This window comes from Amycolatopsis roodepoortensis (assembly GCF_014873915.1).
GTDB classification, from domain to species: Bacteria; Actinomycetota; Actinomycetes; order Mycobacteriales; family Pseudonocardiaceae; genus Amycolatopsis; species Amycolatopsis roodepoortensis.
The window spans coordinates 2,049,188-2,064,888 of sequence record NZ_JADBEJ010000005.1 but is presented as its reverse complement, the minus strand read 5'-3'; the positions used below and the strand labels follow the sequence as shown (position 1 = coordinate 2,064,888).

The 15,701-nt window shown below is 69.8% G+C and carries 19 protein-coding genes and 1 tRNA gene; 12 read left to right on the top strand and 8 right to left on the bottom strand.

Going from position 1 to position 15,701, the window contains the following annotated elements; translation table 11 throughout:
* Positions 1–280: 280 nt before the first annotated feature.
* The gene (locus H4W30_RS29115) at positions 281–1,837 is read left to right on the top strand and encodes a molybdopterin-dependent oxidoreductase (RefSeq protein ID WP_192745726.1); all 1,557 of its coding nucleotides are present in this window, start codon (positions 281–283) and stop codon (positions 1,835–1,837) included.
* Between the two features lie 88 nt (positions 1,838–1,925).
* Positions 1,926–2,603 carry a fasciclin domain-containing protein gene (locus H4W30_RS29110; protein WP_192745725.1) on the top strand — a complete coding sequence of 226 codons (678 nt, stop codon included), beginning with the start codon at positions 1,926–1,928 and terminating at the stop codon, positions 2,601–2,603.
* Positions 2,604–2,662: 59 nt separating this feature from the next.
* On the opposite strand, the gene H4W30_RS29105 is transcribed toward H4W30_RS29110, so the two are convergent.
* From H4W30_RS29105 to H4W30_RS29085, 5 genes are all read right to left on the bottom strand, one after another.
* Positions 2,663–2,968: a hypothetical protein gene (locus H4W30_RS29105; protein WP_192745724.1), complete on the bottom strand. Its 306-nt coding sequence runs from the start codon at positions 2,966–2,968 to the stop codon at positions 2,663–2,665.
* Complete coding sequence (locus H4W30_RS29100; RefSeq protein ID WP_192745723.1) at positions 2,965–3,366, bottom strand: Asp23/Gls24 family envelope stress response protein; 402 nt, start codon at positions 3,364–3,366, stop codon at positions 2,965–2,967. Before H4W30_RS29100 ends, H4W30_RS29105 begins: the two co-directional genes overlap by 4 nt.
* Positions 3,356–3,922, bottom strand: a complete 567-nt coding sequence (locus H4W30_RS29095) for an Asp23/Gls24 family envelope stress response protein (protein WP_192745722.1) — start codon at positions 3,920–3,922, stop codon at positions 3,356–3,358. Before H4W30_RS29095 ends, H4W30_RS29100 begins: the two co-directional genes overlap by 11 nt.
* Positions 3,913–4,494, bottom strand: coding sequence for an RNA polymerase sigma factor (locus tag H4W30_RS29090; RefSeq protein ID WP_192745721.1), 582 nt, complete (start codon positions 4,492–4,494; stop codon positions 3,913–3,915). The genes H4W30_RS29095 and H4W30_RS29090 overlap by 10 nt, the downstream gene beginning before the upstream one ends.
* Positions 4,495–4,640: 146 nt before the next feature.
* The gene (locus H4W30_RS29085) at positions 4,641–5,414 is read right to left on the bottom strand and encodes an ABC transporter permease (protein WP_192745720.1); all 774 of its coding nucleotides are present in this window, start codon (positions 5,412–5,414) and stop codon (positions 4,641–4,643) included.
* Positions 5,415–5,490: 76 nt separating this feature from the next.
* Between H4W30_RS29085 and H4W30_RS29080 the strand changes: the two genes are divergently transcribed.
* On the top strand, positions 5,491–5,964 hold the full coding sequence (locus tag H4W30_RS29080; RefSeq protein WP_192745719.1) for a MarR family winged helix-turn-helix transcriptional regulator: 474 nt from the start codon (positions 5,491–5,493) through the stop codon (positions 5,962–5,964).
* An 11-nt stretch (positions 5,965–5,975) separates the two neighbouring features.
* Here the strand turns inward: H4W30_RS29080 and H4W30_RS29075 are convergent, their stop codons facing one another.
* Both H4W30_RS29075 and H4W30_RS29070 read right to left on the bottom strand, forming a co-directional pair.
* Positions 5,976–7,139 carry an FAD-dependent monooxygenase gene (locus H4W30_RS29075; RefSeq protein ID WP_192745718.1) on the bottom strand — a complete coding sequence of 388 codons (1,164 nt, stop codon included), beginning with the start codon at positions 7,137–7,139 and terminating at the stop codon, positions 5,976–5,978.
* Positions 7,140–7,197: 58 nt separating this feature from the next.
* On the bottom strand, positions 7,198–8,343 hold the full coding sequence (locus H4W30_RS29070) for a CaiB/BaiF CoA transferase family protein (protein WP_192745717.1): 1,146 nt from the start codon (positions 8,341–8,343) through the stop codon (positions 7,198–7,200).
* Between the two features lie 137 nt (positions 8,344–8,480).
* Here H4W30_RS29070 and H4W30_RS29065 point away from each other — a divergent pair, with 137 nt between their 5' ends.
* The 7 genes from H4W30_RS29065 (at position 8,481) to H4W30_RS29035 (ending at position 13,676) form a co-directional block, all read left to right on the top strand.
* Positions 8,481–9,299, top strand: coding sequence for an NAD(P)H-binding protein (locus H4W30_RS29065; protein WP_192745716.1), 819 nt, complete (start codon positions 8,481–8,483; stop codon positions 9,297–9,299).
* A 73-nt stretch (positions 9,300–9,372) separates the two neighbouring features.
* Positions 9,373–9,633, top strand: a complete 261-nt coding sequence (locus H4W30_RS29060; RefSeq protein ID WP_192745715.1) for a hypothetical protein — start codon at positions 9,373–9,375, stop codon at positions 9,631–9,633.
* Positions 9,634–9,642: 9 nt separating this feature from the next.
* Complete coding sequence (locus H4W30_RS29055) at positions 9,643–11,034, top strand: sensor histidine kinase (protein ID WP_192745714.1); 1,392 nt, start codon at positions 9,643–9,645, stop codon at positions 11,032–11,034.
* The gene (locus H4W30_RS29050; RefSeq protein WP_192745713.1) at positions 11,031–11,693 is read left to right on the top strand and encodes a response regulator transcription factor; all 663 of its coding nucleotides are present in this window, start codon (positions 11,031–11,033) and stop codon (positions 11,691–11,693) included. Before H4W30_RS29055 ends, H4W30_RS29050 begins: the two co-directional genes overlap by 4 nt.
* Before the next feature lie 60 nt (positions 11,694–11,753).
* A complete protein-coding gene (locus H4W30_RS29045; RefSeq protein ID WP_192745712.1) occupies positions 11,754–12,338 on the top strand; it encodes a DUF4956 domain-containing protein in 585 nt (194 codons plus the stop codon).
* A complete protein-coding gene (locus H4W30_RS29040; RefSeq protein WP_192745711.1) occupies positions 12,335–13,099 on the top strand; it encodes a polyphosphate polymerase domain-containing protein in 765 nt (254 codons plus the stop codon). The genes H4W30_RS29045 and H4W30_RS29040 overlap by 4 nt, the downstream gene beginning before the upstream one ends.
* A gap of 55 nt (positions 13,100–13,154) precedes the next feature.
* A complete protein-coding gene (locus tag H4W30_RS29035) occupies positions 13,155–13,676 on the top strand; it encodes a hypothetical protein (RefSeq protein ID WP_192745710.1) in 522 nt (173 codons plus the stop codon).
* A 25-nt stretch (positions 13,677–13,701) separates the two neighbouring features.
* Here H4W30_RS29035 and H4W30_RS29030 read toward each other — a convergent pair whose 3' ends face one another.
* On the bottom strand, positions 13,702–13,851 hold the full coding sequence (locus tag H4W30_RS29030) for a hypothetical protein (RefSeq protein ID WP_192745709.1): 150 nt from the start codon (positions 13,849–13,851) through the stop codon (positions 13,702–13,704).
* 222 nt (positions 13,852–14,073) lie between these two features.
* Here H4W30_RS29030 and H4W30_RS29025 point away from each other — a divergent pair.
* A tRNA-Ile gene (locus tag H4W30_RS29025) sits at positions 14,074–14,150 on the top strand.
* A 963-nt stretch (positions 14,151–15,113) separates the two neighbouring features.
* The gene (locus tag H4W30_RS29020; protein WP_192745708.1) at positions 15,114–15,674 is read left to right on the top strand and encodes a hypothetical protein; all 561 of its coding nucleotides are present in this window, start codon (positions 15,114–15,116) and stop codon (positions 15,672–15,674) included.
* Positions 15,675–15,701 lie beyond the last annotated feature (27 nt).

The window sequence follows — 15,701 nt, the reverse complement described above, 5'->3', positions numbered from 1 at the left end:
ATGCATAGGTGTGTATGACCATGCAAGCCGGGGTGAGCAGGGCAACTCGGGTGGGTGGCGTGACTCGCGTGATTGGCTGCGTAACTCGCGTGATCAGAGGCGTAACTCGCGAGTGCGCTGCCTGATCACGCGAGTTACGCGTTCGGGACCGTGTCCCTTTCGTGACCTGTCCGTGAAGGGATCCGCCACGAATACTGGGTGAGGCCCTATGTGAAACCGGACTTTTCCTTGCGGTGAAAGGAAAACCAGTCCGCGGGCCGGGCGGCGTCGAACACCTGGCATGAAGACTTCGCGGACCGACCGGGAACCACGCCTCCCGCTCTTCGGGGCGGCGCTGATCGGTGTCGTGGCCCTCGCCGCGGCGCTGGCGGCCGGTCATCTGGTGGCCGGGTTCATCAGCGCCAACGCCTCGCCGTACCTCGCGGTCGGCAACGGGGCGATCGATCTGACGCCGGTGGAGCTGAAGGATTTCGCGGTCCGGACGTTCGGCGTCTACGACAAGCTCGTGCTGCTCGGCGGGATGGCCGTCGTGATGGTGCTGGCCGCCGCCCTGGCGGGTATCGTCTCGCGCCGGTCACCCGTTCCGGGGGTCGTGCTGATCGCCGCCTTCGGGCTGCTGGGCGGGCTCGCCGTCTCGCAGCGCCCCGACCTCTCGGGCGTAGCGCTGCTCGCGCCCCTGGCCAGCCTGATCGCCGGGGTCGGCGTGTTCCTCTGGTTGCATCGCCTGGCCTCGGTCAAGCCCCAGGTCGAAGCCTCGGGCGCCGCGCCGTCACGCAGGTCGGTGCTGCTGGCCGGAGCCGGTGCCGTCGTCGCCGCGGGTGCGGCGGGGGCCGGAGGACAGCTTCTCGCCGGGACCAGGGACGCGGAGTCTTCCCGGGCGGCCGTCGGACGGCTCGTACCCGCCGAGCCGGCACCGCCGATCCCGGCCGACGCGGATTTCGCCAAACTGGGCACGCCGACGTTCCTCACCTCGAACCGCGACTTCTACCGCGTCGACACCGCGCTGTCGGTGCCGCAGGTCCGCGCCGAGGACTGGAGCCTGCGCCTGCACGGCATGGTGCGCAACGAAAAGCGGTACACCTACGACGACATCCGTAATCGTCCGCTGATCGAGCGCACCATCACCATGACCTGCGTGTCCAACGAGGTCGGCGGCACCTATGTGTCCACGGCGAACTTCATCGGCGTCGACCTCGGGGATCTGCTGCGGGAGGCCGAGGTCCAACCCGGTGCCGAGCAGATCTTCTCGACCAGCACCGACGGCTGGACGGCGGGCAGCCCGGTCGTCGCCGCGCTCGACCCGGAACGCGGTGCGATGCTGGCGATCGGGATGAACGGCGAACCGCTCCCGGTCGAACACGGTTTTCCCGCGCGAATGGTGATCCCCGGTCTCTACGGCTACGTTTCGGCGACGAAATGGGTCAAGGATCTGGAGATCACCACCTGGAAAGCGCGCCGCGCGTACTGGCTCGACCGCGGCTGGGGTGAACAGGCCCCGATCAAAACGCAGTCCAGGATCGACAGTCCGAAAGGATTCGAAACGGTACCCGCGGGCAAGGTCCGGATCTCGGGCGTGGCGTGGGCACAGCACACCGGCGTCGAACGGGTCGAAGTCCGCCTCGGCGCGAGCGGGAGCTGGCAGCCCGCAACACTTTCCCGTGAGGTGAACGTCGACACCTGGCGGATGTGGTGGACCGAATTCGACGTCCCGCCCGGCAGTCACCAGGTCACCGTCCGGGCTGTCGACAAATCCGGTTACACCCAGACCGACGCCCGCGCCGGAACCGTTCCGGACGGTGCGACGGGCTGGCATGTCATCAGTTTCACCGCACGGTGATCGGCGTCACTCGAAAGGGTGGCAATCCGATTTCGCCGTGGTTCCGAATACCCGGTAAGAGTCCGAAAAACAAATGGAGTGATTTTCCGTGAGCAAGCTTCGCGTCGCAGGAATCGGTTTCACCGCGGCCACCGCGCTGGCACTGGCCGCCTGCAGCAGCAACGACAGCGCTTCGTCCGGCAGCTCCAGCAGCGCCCCCGCGCCCGCCCCGTCCTCATCCATGTCGGCCCCGATGTCCAGCGCCGCTTCCGGTGACGGGGTCACCACCAACGCCGACGTGTTCGGCCCGGCCTGCTCGCAGCTGCCGCAGGGCAGTGCGCCCGGTTCGCTCGACTCGATGGGCCCGCAGCCGGTGGCCAGCGCCGCGTCGACCAACCCGCTGCTGACCAAGCTGGTCGCCGCGGTGAAGGCCACCAACCTGGTCGACACCCTCAACAGCCAGCAGGCCATCACCGTGTTCGCCCCGGCGGACCCGGCCTTCCAGGCGCTGGGTGACGCCAAGTTCAACGAGCTCGCCGGCAAGCCCGACCAGCTCGCGCCGATCCTGCAGTACCACGTCGTCGGCAAGCGTTACGACGCCAAGGGCCTGGAATCCGCCAAGTCCGTGGAGAGCCTGAACACCGCGGGCGGACCGGTCAAGATCGAGGGTTCCGGCGAGAACATGACCGTCAACGGCGCCAAGGTCCTGTGCGGCAACATCCCCACCAAGAACGCCACCGTCTTCGTCATCGACAAGGTGCTGACGCCGGGCACCAACAAGAACTAGGTCCCCACACCATGATCGCGGTGGCCACGCTCCCGGGCGTGGCCACCGCGATCTTCGTGTCAGGGAACGAGCGCGGCGGCGTCGACGTCGGTCACGACGATCCGCAGGCTCGCGTTCTCCCACGGGGTTCCGGTGAGCACCGCGCGCAAGGCCGCCCCGGCGACCTCCGTGAGCGGCGGGATCGGCACCTCCAGCGCGACGACGCGGACCTCGACGACGTTCTCGGAGATGTCGACGGCCATCACGTCGAGGTCCCACGGCACCGCCGAAGCGGCGGCGGTGGTCGACGGCGTGGCCGCGCGCAGCCCCGGCACCTCGCGCAGCGTGCTCAGCAGGGACGCGGTCAGTTCGGATCGTGCGGTCACAACAGTCCTCCACGGATTTCGATGTCCAAAATGGACACCGAGACGGCCGACGGGGTGAGCCCGGTCGCCTCGGTGACCGCCTTGCCGACGGCACGCTGCACCGCCTGTGCCGTCGCCGCGGCCTGGTCCAGCCCGGAGAGGGAGAGGTCGATCTCCACCCGGACGTCCGGCGGATCGTGCTCGACGAACGCGCGGACCCCTTCCGTCGGCGCCGGTTCGAGGCCCTTGATCCGCTGCCGCGCGATCCGGGTCAGCGAACCGGCCAGGCCGCGCAGCCCGGGTTCCAGGCGGACCACGCCGGGGACCTGGGCCGCGGCGTGCGCGGCGACCGCCGCGATCACCGGCGGGGAGATCACCGTTTCGGTCAGTGGCCTGGCCGGGGCCTGCTCACGCGTCATAGATGTCCTCCACCGTCAGATCCAGCCGGGCCAGCCGGAGCCCCACTCTGGCTCCGGCCGCCGCCGTGACCCGTTCACGGACCACTTCCAGCGAGTCACCGTCGAAATCATGCGCGATCGCCAGGTGCAGTTCCACGTTCACGGCCAGCGGGTCGGCGTCTTCATCCGACCGGTGGACCCGGCACCGCCGCGCGCGGACACCGTCCACGGAGTCCGCGGCGAACCGCAGCACCGCCGCCACCGCCTGATCGCTCACCTGCACCTCGCCCGGCTCCGGGCTGGCCAGCGGCACCAGCTCCCGGCGCCGCACCTCGGCGCGGATCGCGGACATGATCCGGCTGGTGAGATCCGGCGACGGCTCGGCGTCGTCCTCGGCCAGTTCCCTGGTCAGCCCGCGCAGCACCCGGAGGCTTTCACGGGTCGCCCGGCAGTGCGGGCAGTCGAGTTCGTGCTGGTCCGCCCGGCCGGCGTCGACCTCGTCGAGCCGGTCCCAGATCTGTTCCACATCACGGCCGCACGGCAGCAGGTAGTCCCGGGTCGCGTGGTTCATCGCCATGGCGCCATCACCTCCGCCAACTGTGCTCGTGCTCGCGCGATGCGTCCGCGCACCGCGGTGGGGGTCGCCCCGATCGCCTTCGCGATGTCCTCGTAGGAGCGGCCGTGGACCTCGCGCAACAGCCAGCAAGCCCGTTGCTCGGCGGTCAGCTCGTCCAACGCCCCGGTCAGCGCCGTCATCTGCGCGCTCGTCTCCGCCGCGCGCTCCGGCCGCCCCGCCGAACCGGCGGACTCCTGCTGGTCGAGCTCGACGTCGGCCACCGGCTTCCTGGCGCGGATCACGTTCAGGCACCGGTTGGTCGTCATCCGGTAGAGCCAGCCGACGAACGCCGCGTCCTCCTGCAACTGGTCGAGCCGCCGCCAGGCGACGAGGAACACCTCCTGGACGACGTCCTCGGCGTCCCCTTTGTTCCCGAGCATCCGCAGCGCCAGCCGGTACATCGGCCCCTGGGACCGCAGGACGAGCTGTTCGTACGCCCGGATCTCGCCGTCGCGGGCGCGCGCGACCAACGTCGCGTCGTCCAGCACGGTCTCGCCGGCCGCGAGCGGTTCGGTTCTCGCCGAAGTCGTCATCGAGCGCACCTGTGCAGTGCCGCCATGCCGAAGCTCCCTTCCATCACCTGCCTGCGGTGACACCCGTAAGACACGGCTTCCCCGGAAACGTCACGCGGGAAACTTCGTCCAGCCGACCACGCCGTCGAGGGCCGCGCACGCCGAAGTCAGGTGATGGCCCGCCGTCGGAACGCCAACAGACCCGCGGGGGTGAACACGGCCAACGCGAAGGCCAGCGCGAGCGCGCACAGCCACCCGGGGAGGTGAACGATCTGCGGCGTCAGCGCTCCACGCAGGCCCTCGCTGACGTAGGTCATCGGATTCAGCGCGCACAACGCCCGGAACCAAGGGACGGCGGCGAGGTCGGGAAAGGGGAACTGGGCGGAACCGGTGAACAGCAGCGGTGGCATCACGAGCGAGAAGGTGATCCCGATCCGGGTGGGGGAGACGAGTGAGCCGATCGTCACCCCGGCCGCGCCGCCCGCCAGCGCGCCGAGCACGGTGTAGCCCAGTGCCGCCGGGAGGCCGGCCACCCGCCAGGACAGCTCACCGAGCACGAGCGCGCCGACCGGGACCATGAGCACGGCCGTGACCAGTCCCCGCGACGCCGCCGCGACGATCCGCTCGACGACGATCCAGCCGAGACCCACGGGCGCCCGAAGCCTGTTTTCGATGGTGCGGGTGGCGAATTCCATGGCGAGCGGGAAGGACGCGTTCTGGGCGGCGGCGAAGAAGGCGTTCAGCGCCACGAGACCGGGCAGCAGCAGCCGCGCGTAACCGGGCGGGGTGTAGCCGAGCGCGCCGAGGACCTTCCCGAACACCAGGAGCATCAGCAGGGGTTGCATGAGCACCTGCGCCAGCACCCCGCCGAGCTGCTTTCGGGTGATGAGCAGATCGTGTTCCAGCAGACCCCAGAACACTCGCCACGGACTCGGAGCCATATACAAAGCTTACGCTTTATTATTAAGCAACTTCTCCTGCGGTTTGTGAAGGATAGCTAAGTGATAGCGTTGTATCGTGAGTGAAGCCACGCAGACCGCCGAAGCGGTGCGCTGGGCCGTTTCGCGGTTGTCGTCGCGACTCCGGGCCGAACAGCCCGGCGAAGGCCACAGCCTGAGCAGGCTGGCCGCGTCGGTGCTGGCGAACCTGCGGCACAGCGGTCCGCTGACCGTCAGCGCGCTCGCCGCGATCGAGGGACTGCAGCCGCAGTCCCTGACCAGGGTCCTGAACGCGCTCGAAGCGGAAGGCCGGGTGGCGCGGCGCCCCGACGAACACGATCGGCGGGCCCAGCGGATCGCCATCACCGAGGTGGGCTGCGAAGCCCTGCGAGAGCATGTGCGTGACGGCAACCGCTGGCTGGCCAGTGCGCTCGGCGAAGCGCTGACCCCCGCCGAACGGGAGATCGTGCGTGTGGCGGCGGGGCTGCTGCTCCAGGTCGCCGAGCACGGGGCCGGGGACGTACGCGGCCACGGTGCCGCGCCGCCACTCTGAGAATCTCTGAATCAGCACTGCCGGGCGAGCGCGGGGTACTCGTCGAGGGTGATGTCGGTGGCCAGCTTGTCGGTCATCCACAGCATCAAGCGCAGCAGGAGCCGCCGCCGGAACATCTGGTCGCGCAGCTTGATCCGCAGGTTCGTCGGCGGCGCGAGGAACGGGCCGGCGTTGGCGTTGCGGGTCACCTTGGCGTAGCGGAGGAACTTCTCGTCGTACCGGCGGAAGGCGAGTTCGTGGTCGCCGTTGGCCGCGGCCAGCTCGCCCGCGATGACGTACGCCGCCACGACGGCGAGCCCGCTGCCGAAGCCTGCCAGGGTGTTGCCGTACGCCGCGTCGCCGAGGAGAGCGACACGCCCGGTGGAGTAGCCGTCCATCGTGACCCGGGCGATCGCGTCCAGGTAGACGTCGTCCGAGCGTTTCACCATCTCCATCAGTTCGGGCAGCCGCCAGCCGCCGCCGTCGAACGCGGTGGTCAAGATCTCCTTCTGCTGCTCGAGGTCGTACCGGTCGTAGCGGAGCTCGGGGGAGGCGAACACGAAGAACGCGTTCGCCTTGGGCCCGCCGGTGGCCGCCATCCGGCCGGGCTCGTTGTACATCACCGCGGGACCGCCGTCGGTCTCGTCGGTCTCGACCAGCGCGTAGTAGTGACCGAGGTGCTTCACGTAGTCCGCTTCCGGGCCGAACGCCAGCCGTCGCACGGTGGAGTGGATGCCGTCCGCGCCGAAGACGAGGTCGAAGCGTCTCGGGGCGCCGTGTTTGAAGGTGACGTCGACGCCTTCGGCCGTCTCGGTCAGCGAAGCGATGGAGTCGCCGAAGACGTACTCGCAGTCCCGCTCGGTCCGTTCGTGGAGGATCCGTGCCAGGTCGCCGCGCCGGATCTCGACGTCGCCGCCGGTGAACTCGCCGGGAAGGACGGCGAGCGGCCGTCCCTCGGCGTCGACGATGGTCTGGTCGAGCCCGCCGGTCTGCTGACGGCGGATCTCGTCGAGGACGCCCATCCGCTCCAGCACGAAGCGGTGGGTGGCGCCCTTGAAGTCGACCGCCTGGCCGCCGGTGCGGAGTTCCGGCGACCGCTCGACGACGGTGACCGCGTAGCCCTGACGGGTGAGCCAGAAGGCGAGGGCGGGCCCGGCGATGCTGGCGCCGGAAATGAGGGCTGTCCTGTTCGTCATGCCCGGAGCTTCGCGGCCGGTGTTGACGAAGCACTGACAGCCCGCTGACGGCTTCCCGTCAGCTCCAGCCGGGAAAGGGAAGGGTGAGTTGGCCGGGGTCGTCCGGCGGCGCGGTCTCGTAGCGCGGCGGCGTCGCCGACAACCCGATCGGGTTGCGGGTCAGCCGCACGGAGGTGCCGTCGGGCCGCGGGAGATCGACCGTCGGGCTCAGCCCGAGCCGTTCGGCCAGCGCGAACGCGCCCGCGACGTCGTTGACCTCCCCGGCGGGCACCCCGGCCGCGCTCAGCTCCGCCGCCCACTCGGCCGCCGGACGCTTGCCGAAGTGGTCTTCGAGCAGCGCGCGGAGTCCGGCCCGATGCTCGACGCGCGCCGGATTGGTCGCGAACCTGGCGTCGTCCGCGAGCTCCGGCAGCCCGATGACCTCGCACAACACCGCGAACTGCCGGTCGTTGCCGACCGCGAGCGCGAGTTCGTGATCGGCGCAGGGGACGAGCTCGTAGGGCGCGATACTGGGATGCCGGTTGCCCATCCGCGCCGGGACCGTCCCGCCCGAGGTGTAGGCGCTGCCCTGATTGACCAGCGCCGCGAGCAGGCTCGACAGCAGGTCGATCTCGACCCGCTGCCCCTGCCCGGTCCGGTCGCGATGGCGCAGCGCGGCGAGGATGCCGACGCTCGCGAACAGCCCGGCCAGGACGTCGACGAGCGCGACGCCCACCTTCTGCGGCTCGCCCGCCGGGTCGCCGGTGATGCTCATCAGCCCGCCGACGGCCTGGATGAGCAGGTCGTAACCGGGCAGCGCGGCGCCGCCGCCGGAGCCGAAACCCGTGATGGAGCAAAGGACGAGACCGGGGTTCGCCGCCAGCAGGACCTCCGGGCCGAGCCCGAGCCGCTCCATCACGCCGGGCCGGAAGTTCTCGACCACGACGTCGGCCTCCAGGGCGAGCGCGCGGGCCTTGGCGAGGTGGTCCGGATCGCCGAGGTCCAGCGCCACACTCGTCTTGTTCCGGTTCACCGACTGGAAGTACGTCGCCTGACCCGCGGCGTCGTAGGGCGGACCCCAGCTGCGGGTGTCGTCGCCGGTGCCCGGCCGCTCGACCTTGATCACCGTGGCGCCGAGGTCGGCCAGCAGCATCGTGGCGAACGGGCCGGCGAGCACCCGCGAGAAGTCGAGGACGCGTAGCGGGCCGAGTGCGGTTTCGGGCATGGGCCCGACCCTAAGCGGACGGTCCCGCCCGCGAAGTTGTGATCGCGCTCACGAACCCATTACTTTCCTCTAGGTACCTACTATCGCCAGGAAGGTAGCTTCGGTCGCGTCAACGAAACGCGAGCCGAGGAGTGATCATGATCGTGGTGACCGGAGCGACCGGGAACGTCGGACGGCTGCTGGTGGAAAACCTTGTCACCGCGGGAGAAGAGGTGACGGCGGTGTCGCGCCGGATCTCGCCGTCGGACGTGCCGGAGGGCGTGCGGACCGTGCGGGCCGATCTCGCCCGGACCGAAGGACTGAACGAGGTCTTCGCCGGAGCGGACCGGGTTTTCCTTCTGACGTCGGGGGAATTCATGGCCGCGGGCGGCGATGTCGCGGAGGTCGTCGCGGCCGCCGGTGACGCCGGGATCGTGCTCCTGTCGTCCCAGGGGGTCGGGACCGGGCGGCACGCGCCCGCGTTCGAGGAGGCGGTCAAGGCGGCGAGTCCGAAGTGGACAGTGCTGCGGCCGGGCGGCTTCGCGTCGAACGCCTTCCAGTGGGCGCCGGCGATCCGGGCCGATCGGGTCGTCGCCGCGCCGTTCGGCGACGTCGCGCTGCCCGTGATCGACCCGGCGGACATCGCCGACGTCGCGGCGGCCGTGCTGACCGAACCCGGCCACCACGGCCGGACCTACGTGCTCACCGGACCCGAGCCCATCTCGCCCAGGCGGCAGGCGGCGGATCTCGGCGACGCGCTCGGCGAGCCGCTGCGGTTCACCGAACTGAGCGAAGACGAGGCTCGCGCCGCGATGTCGGAGTTCATGCCACCGGTGGTCGTGGAGGCCACGCTTTCGATCCTCGGCAAGCCGACCGAGGACGAAGCGCGGGTGAGCCCCGACGTCGAGAAGGTGCTCGGAAGGCCGGGGCGCACCTTCGCCGACTGGGCGGCGCGGAACGCGGCAGCGTTCAAGTGACGGGGAGCCTCGATGAGAAAGTTCTCATCGAGCCCTCATCGGTGACTCACCCGCGCCGGGCAGCCTGGCTGGTATGCGAGTCCGAATCATCGTCCTGGCCGGGGGCGCCGCCGTGGTGGTGGCGACCGCCGGCACGTTCGCCGTCATCGCGGCCACCGCGGCCTCGCCACCCGACCTCGGCCCGGCGGTGGTCGCCCCGGCCGGGCAGGCCGTCACCGGCCCGGGTGAAGCGGGGGCGCCGCCCGCCGTCGTCCCGCCCCGGCTGGCCGGGCACGACGACGACGTCGATGATGACCCTGATGACGCCGATGACCACTTCGACCTCGACGACTGAGCCGGGCCGGTGAGCGCCCGCGCCCGGATCCTCGCGTGGGTCCTGCTGGTCGTGCTGCTCGCGCTCTCCGGATCGCTGCTGGCCACCCGCACCGTCCTGCACAACCAGCTGGACCAGCGCCTCGACAACGAGATCGCCCACGAGACCGGAAAACTCAGGGCCTTCCTCGCGTCGTCCGACGCCCGCCCGGCCGGGCAGCCCGCCACCGTCGAGGCGGTCCTCGGCCGTCACCTGGAACGGAACCTGCCCGAGAAGTACGAGACGTTCTTCTCGATCAGCGACGGTGCCGCGTCGAGGCGGAGCGCGATCGAGCCGCCGGTCCGGCTCGACACCGACCCGAAGTTCGTCGCGGAACTGTCCCGGGCGACGAGCCCGGCGTACGGCACGGTCACCACCGCGGTCGGATCCGCGCGCTACGGCGTCGTCCCGGTGACCATCGAGGGCTCACCGGGCCGCGGCGCGCTGGTGATCGTCGAGTTCGTCGACCACGCCGCCGGCGAGATCAACGACGTCGTCGGCGTGATGGCCGCGATGTCGGGGGCCGCGCTGGTGCTGGCCGGGCTGATCGGCTGGCTGGTCGCCGGGCGCATCCTCGCCCCGGTGCGGGAGGTCCGCCTGGCCGCCGAGCAGATCGGCGAGACCGATCTTTCGCGCCGGATCGAGGTCCGCGGCTCGGACGACGTCGCCGCGCTCGGGCGCACCTTCAACACGATGCTGGACCGGCTCGAAAGCGCCTTCGCCGGGCAACGCGAGTTCATCGACGACGCCGGGCACGAACTGCGCACGCCGATCACCATCGTCCGCGGCCATATCGAGCTGATGGGCGAAGACCCCGGCGAGAACGCCGCCACCCGTCATCTGGTCCTCGACGAACTCGGGCGTATGCAACGGATCGTGGACGATCTGCTGGTCCTCGCGAAGTCCGGCAACCCGGATTTCCTCACCCCTGGGGAGACCGACCTCGCCGACCTCACCGTCGAGACCCTCGCCAAATCGCGGCCGCTGGCCGACCGCGTCTGGCGGCTCGACGCGGTCGCCGAGGTGAAGGTCCGCGCGGACGGCCAGCGGCTCGCGCAGGCGTTGCTGCAACTGGTCTCCAACGCCGTCCGGCACACCGCTCCGGGCCAGGAGATCGCCCTCGGCTCCGAGGTGACCGCGACGACGGCGCGGCTCTGGGTCCGCGACACCGGCGAGGGTGTCCCGCCGGATTCGAGAAGCCGGATCTTCGAACGGTTCAAACGCGGCAGCAACTCGAGCGGCGACGACGGCGCCGGGCTCGGCCTGGCGATCGTGGCCGCGATCGCCGAGGCGCACGGCGGCCGTGTCCTGCTCGACACCGCGCCCGGCGAAGGCGCGCGGTTCACCATCGAGATCCCCGTCGCGGAAGGTGCGGACCGGTGACCAGTGTGCTGGTGGTGGAGGATTCCGCCCGGATCGGCGCGTTCGTGGAGAAGGGCCTGCGGGCGCAGGGTTTCGCGACCCGCTGGGTCAAGACCGGCTCCGAAGGGCTGACCGAGGCGCTGACCGGCGCGCACGACCTGGTCGTCCTCGACCTCGGCCTGCCGGATCTCGACGGCTCGGATCTGCTGCGGGCCCTGCGGGCGGCGGGCCGGACGGTGCCGGTGATCATCCTGACCGCCCGGGACAGCGTCGTCGACCGCGTCGCCGGGCTGTCCGGCGGCGCCGACGACTATCTGGCCAAACCGTTCGCGTTCGAAGAACTGCTGGCCCGGATCCGCTTGCGGCTGAGGGGAAATCACGAAGCCGAGCCGGCGGTGCTGCGTGCCGGGGAGCTCTCGCTCGACCTGCGAACGAGGAAGGTTTCGGTCGCGGGGGAGGAGAAGGACCTCACCGCCCGCGAGTTCGCGCTGCTGGAGACGTTGCTGCGCAACCGCGGCCAGGTGCTGTCACGGGAGCAGCTGCTCGGCGGCGTCTGGGGTTTCGACTTCGACCCGGGATCGAACGTGGTGGACGTCTACATCCGATACCTGCGCGGGAAGATCGGCGCCGAGCGGATCGAAACCGTGCGGGGCATGGGGTATCGGCTCGGTGAGTCCTGATGAGACGGTTCTCATCCGGCTCTCACCGCGGTCTCTTCTTGTGCCGTCACAGTGGTTTCCATGACCACGACACTGCTTCATCTCGCCGTCGACCTCGTCGTCGGAGTGATCCTCGCTTACGGTATCTACGCCCGTCGCCACCACCGCGGTGATCTCGCCTGCGCCTATCTCGCGCTGAACGTCGGTGTCTGCGTTTCGGTCGCGGTGCTGCTTTCCGTGTCGACCGCGAGCGCGCTGGGGCTGGGTCTCTTCGGTGTGCTGTCGATCATCCGGCTGCGGTCCGATTCGATCAGCCAGCAGGAGGTCGCGTACTACTTCGTCGCGCTGGTGCTGGGGCTGGTGAACGGCCTGCCGTCCGCGGACTGGCGGATCGTCGCGGTCTTCAACGTCCTGCTGCTCGGCGTCATGTACGTCGCGGACCACCCGTCGCGCACCCGCGGCCCGCAGCGGCGCACGGTCGTGCTCGACACCGTGTACCCCGACGAACAGACGATGCTGATGGAACTGCGGGCACGGCTCGGCGGAACGGTGGTGCGGCACAGTGTGTCCGAAGTGGACTATGTCCGTGAGGTGACCGTCGTGGACGTCCGGTTCCGCCCGGACCCGGCCGCGGTGGTGCACGGCGCCCCGGCGGGGAACCGGTGAGCGGGCGCGGGACGGCCACCGTCGCGGCGGTGGCGAAAGGACTTCCTACGCTGTCGCTGGCCGAAGTCGTCGCCACGAGCGGGCTGATGAGCCGGACGGACCGCAAATACGTCCTGCCGCTCAACGACTTCCTGGCCGTCACCGAGGTTCTTTCGCCGCGCTGTCTGGAGATCGACGGGCAACGCGTGTTCGGCTACTCGTCGACGTATTTCGACACGCCGGATCTCGCGATCTACCGGGCGCACCGGCAGGACCGGCGGCGCCGGTTCAAGATCCGCACCCGGACCTACACCGACTCGGCCGACACCTACTGCGAGCTCAAGGTGAGCGGGAAGCGCGACGAGACGGTCAAGGTCCGCCGCCCGCACCCGGCCGAGGCGGCGCACGGCCTGACCGCGACCGCGCTGGCGTTCCTCGACGACGCCCTCACCACCGCCTACGGCCGCCCGGCGCCACGGCCGCTGACTCCCGCGCTGGTCACCGACTACCGGCGGACCACCCTCGTCACCGCCGACGCGCGGATCACCTGCGACACGTCGCTGGTGTGGCGTTCGGGCTCGCGCAGCCTTGCCGCCGGGGGAGACCTGGTGCTGCTGGAAGTGAAGTCGTCGTCCGAGCGCAACAGTGTCACGGAGGCGCTGGCGAAACTGCGGATCCGGGAGCAGTCGGTGAGCAAATACTGCGCGGGCCTGGTAGCGCTGGGGCTGGCCACCGGCGGGAACCGGTGGCGCCCGGCGCTGCGGCGGCTCGGCGTGGCGTAACGATCGCGGCACGGGCGGCGACCCTTGCTTTCGGGTTCCGAGCGAGGGAGAACGAATGAGGATCAGGGAGAAGGCCGCGCTCGCCGTGGCGGGGCTGGCCGTCGCCGCGGCCGGGGGCACCGTGTTCGCCGGGACTTCCGGCGCCGTCGGCCCGTCGCCGTCGCCGAGCGTGCAGGCCGCGGAGACGTCGTGCGTGACCGACGGCGCCGGGATGTGCACCGTGCAGCACGCTTTGGGCGCGGTCCCGGCGGTGGTGGTGGTCTCGGCGAACACGCCGGGTCAGTTCAATGCGTACATGCTGAACACGGTGCAGGGTTCGTACACGGCGACCACGTTCCAGGTGCGGGCGATGTTCGACCAGACCACGCCGAAGGCGGGTGGGGCGATCTGGTTCAGTTTCGCGGCCTATGGCGGTGCCCCGGTGACCACGCCAAAGCCGCCATCGACAACCTTGCCGCCGCCGACCACGACGCCAACGCGGCCGACCAGCGCGACACCGACACCGACACCGACCACCACAATGCCTCCTGAGACCACCGCTACGCCTCCGGGTGGCGGATCCGGCCTGGGCGGCTGACCGTCCACAAAGGACCAGGCATCGGCTACCGCGGCGGCCGATCGTCCAGCTCTTCAGCGAGGATCGCGTCGACCCGGAGACCGGCTCGCCGCAGTACCCGGATGCTCGCCCTCAGTAACACCACGGCGCCGAGGACGGCTATGACACCGAGCCCGATGGCGACCGGATTCGCCACGAGCGCCTCCCTGCCCGCCGGGCCCGGGCGGCGCGCCACCCGGCGTTGGTCCCTGAAACCTAGACGAGACGGCCTGGCCCGGCGCCGGAAACCAGCTGATCGGCCTAGGCGATCGTGGCAGGTGAGCGCTGTGATAACTTGGAGCGAACTGGGACTTCTGTGCGTTCGCAAACCCGCTGTTCGGGCTGGGACGGCTCCCGCGGAGGTGTCAGGGCACCGTTGGGGCCGGTAGCTCAGTTGGTTAGAGCAGGGGACTCATAATCCCTTGGCCGTCGGTTCGAGCCCGACCCGGCCCACCACACCGATACCGCTGCCGACCTGAGGGGATGTTGGCCCTTGGCGCCAATTTCGCCTCGGCGCTAATCGTGACTGGTCTCCGTTTGCTCCGGTGTGCTCCTCGTGGGAGAAGTGCTCTGCGGAGCCGGTTGGTGGCGTAGCACCCTTTCTGCATCTTCGTCACAACCGCTGCGGTGGGGACTTCAGCGGGGCGAGAGTTCTTCGCTTCGACGGCTGGACAAGCCGAGTGTGGTCGCGAGTCGGCTGGGCGTAATCCGTGTTCTCGAGCAGAAGTCTAGTGACGTCCGCGGTTTTACCCTTGCCCTGTGCATCTTGGAACCGACACGGTCACGTCTGGCGGTGAACTTGAGCTAGAGCGTGGCGTACCCGATGGGAGACATGAGTTCGGCGTCGCGTTGGTGTGCTTGGCGAGTTCGATCTGTTCGGGGCGTCGGGTACTCGTGGTCCGCTTTGACTTCGAGGAATTTGACGAAGTCCGCCGCGCGAGAGGACCCGTTCCTCGGGTTGAAGGGATTCCAGTCGCCATGTGGCTCTGGTTCTTCGGCGGATACGCCGTGTTCGTCGCCGTGCTGATCAGTTACGCCACTCATGTCGCGCTGTCCCGGCCCGACAAGCAGCACCGCGCGGACGCTTTTCGCGTGCTCAAGCTGATCTGGGGGCCGCCACCGGTACCGGCGGGTCGACCGCGATCGCGATGCGCCTCTAGGACCTTGGACTCCTCTAGGGCGTTGGTCTGCAGCGCCATCCTGCTACGGCGTTCGCGGCCGACCGCTGAGGTGTCGGCGCGCGACGCATCGGCTACGCCGGCAGCGGCCGGTACGCAGGCCTAACTCCGAGCGCCGATCCCGCCCCACGCCGGTGGCGCGTCGAGGACAAGGTTCACAGAATCGCGTACAGAAACCCCGTCGGTTCGATCATGTGCACCCGGCGAGGTGGCGTGGGACCTCGCGGCGAGGACATCGGACATGACCGACAACCGTAAGCTCAAAGAGATCATCCACGTTCGTCAGCACGCATTCGACGTGACCTACCGGCAAGCCCGCCGCGACGTGGAACGGGAACTGGCGATCACCACCAAGTATCCCCATCTCACCCCGATCTGGGACAAGGGCCTGGTCGAGTCACCGCGGCCGCGGCCGACCGTCGGCCAGCATCGCGCGGCCCTCGGTGCGATCGAACTGGCGCTACGCGACACCGGGATCCTCGAAGACGCCCAGCAGCGTGACCGGTGGCGCACGATCGACGGCCACATCGACCTCGACTGGGTCGGCGGCCCGCACGCGTGGGAAGTCGTCCGCGAGCTGCTGTACTTCGCGCAGAACCCGGACACCGGCACGATCGAGTCGGGCGAGCTCCTGCCCGGGATCAACGCGCTCGGCGAGCTCAACGCCGTGTGGCTCGATGGTGTCCGAGTCCGTTTCCGGCCCTTCCGGCCGATCGGGCTCACCCCCGGTCGTAGCGCGATGTGGCGCCACCCCGACGAGGACGAGCAGTACGAGGAAGCCGACGACGATCAGCTCGTTTGACTCCGCCCTTCAGCCCTGCCGACAGCA

Bases quoted from the DNA above. Each gene is read 5' to 3' on its own strand.
- H4W30_RS29115 (WP_192745726.1), top strand. From the start codon at position 281: ATGAAGACTTCGCGGACCGACCGGGAACCACGCCTCCCGCTCTTCGGG.
- H4W30_RS29100 (WP_192745723.1), bottom strand. From the start codon at position 3,366: ATGACGCGTGAGCAGGCCCCGGCCAGGCCACTGACCGAAACGGTGATC.
- H4W30_RS29095 (WP_192745722.1), bottom strand. From the start codon at position 3,922: ATGGCGATGAACCACGCGACCCGGGACTACCTGCTGCCGTGCGGCCGT.
- H4W30_RS29090 (WP_192745721.1), bottom strand. From the start codon at position 4,494: ATGACGACTTCGGCGAGAACCGAACCGCTCGCGGCCGGCGAGACCGTG.
- H4W30_RS29085 (WP_192745720.1), bottom strand. From the start codon at position 5,414: ATGGCTCCGAGTCCGTGGCGAGTGTTCTGGGGTCTGCTGGAACACGAT.
- H4W30_RS29075 (WP_192745718.1), bottom strand. From the start codon at position 7,139: ATGACGAACAGGACAGCCCTCATTTCCGGCGCCAGCATCGCCGGGCCC.
- H4W30_RS29070 (WP_192745717.1), bottom strand. From the start codon at position 8,343: ATGCCCGAAACCGCACTCGGCCCGCTACGCGTCCTCGACTTCTCGCGG.
- H4W30_RS29065 (WP_192745716.1), top strand. From the start codon at position 8,481: ATGATCGTGGTGACCGGAGCGACCGGGAACGTCGGACGGCTGCTGGTG.
- H4W30_RS29060 (WP_192745715.1), top strand. From the start codon at position 9,373: ATGCGAGTCCGAATCATCGTCCTGGCCGGGGGCGCCGCCGTGGTGGTG.
- H4W30_RS29045 (WP_192745712.1), top strand. From the start codon at position 11,754: ATGACCACGACACTGCTTCATCTCGCCGTCGACCTCGTCGTCGGAGTG.
- H4W30_RS29035 (WP_192745710.1), top strand. From the start codon at position 13,155: ATGAGGATCAGGGAGAAGGCCGCGCTCGCCGTGGCGGGGCTGGCCGTC.
- H4W30_RS29020 (WP_192745708.1), top strand. From the start codon at position 15,114: ATGACCGACAACCGTAAGCTCAAAGAGATCATCCACGTTCGTCAGCAC.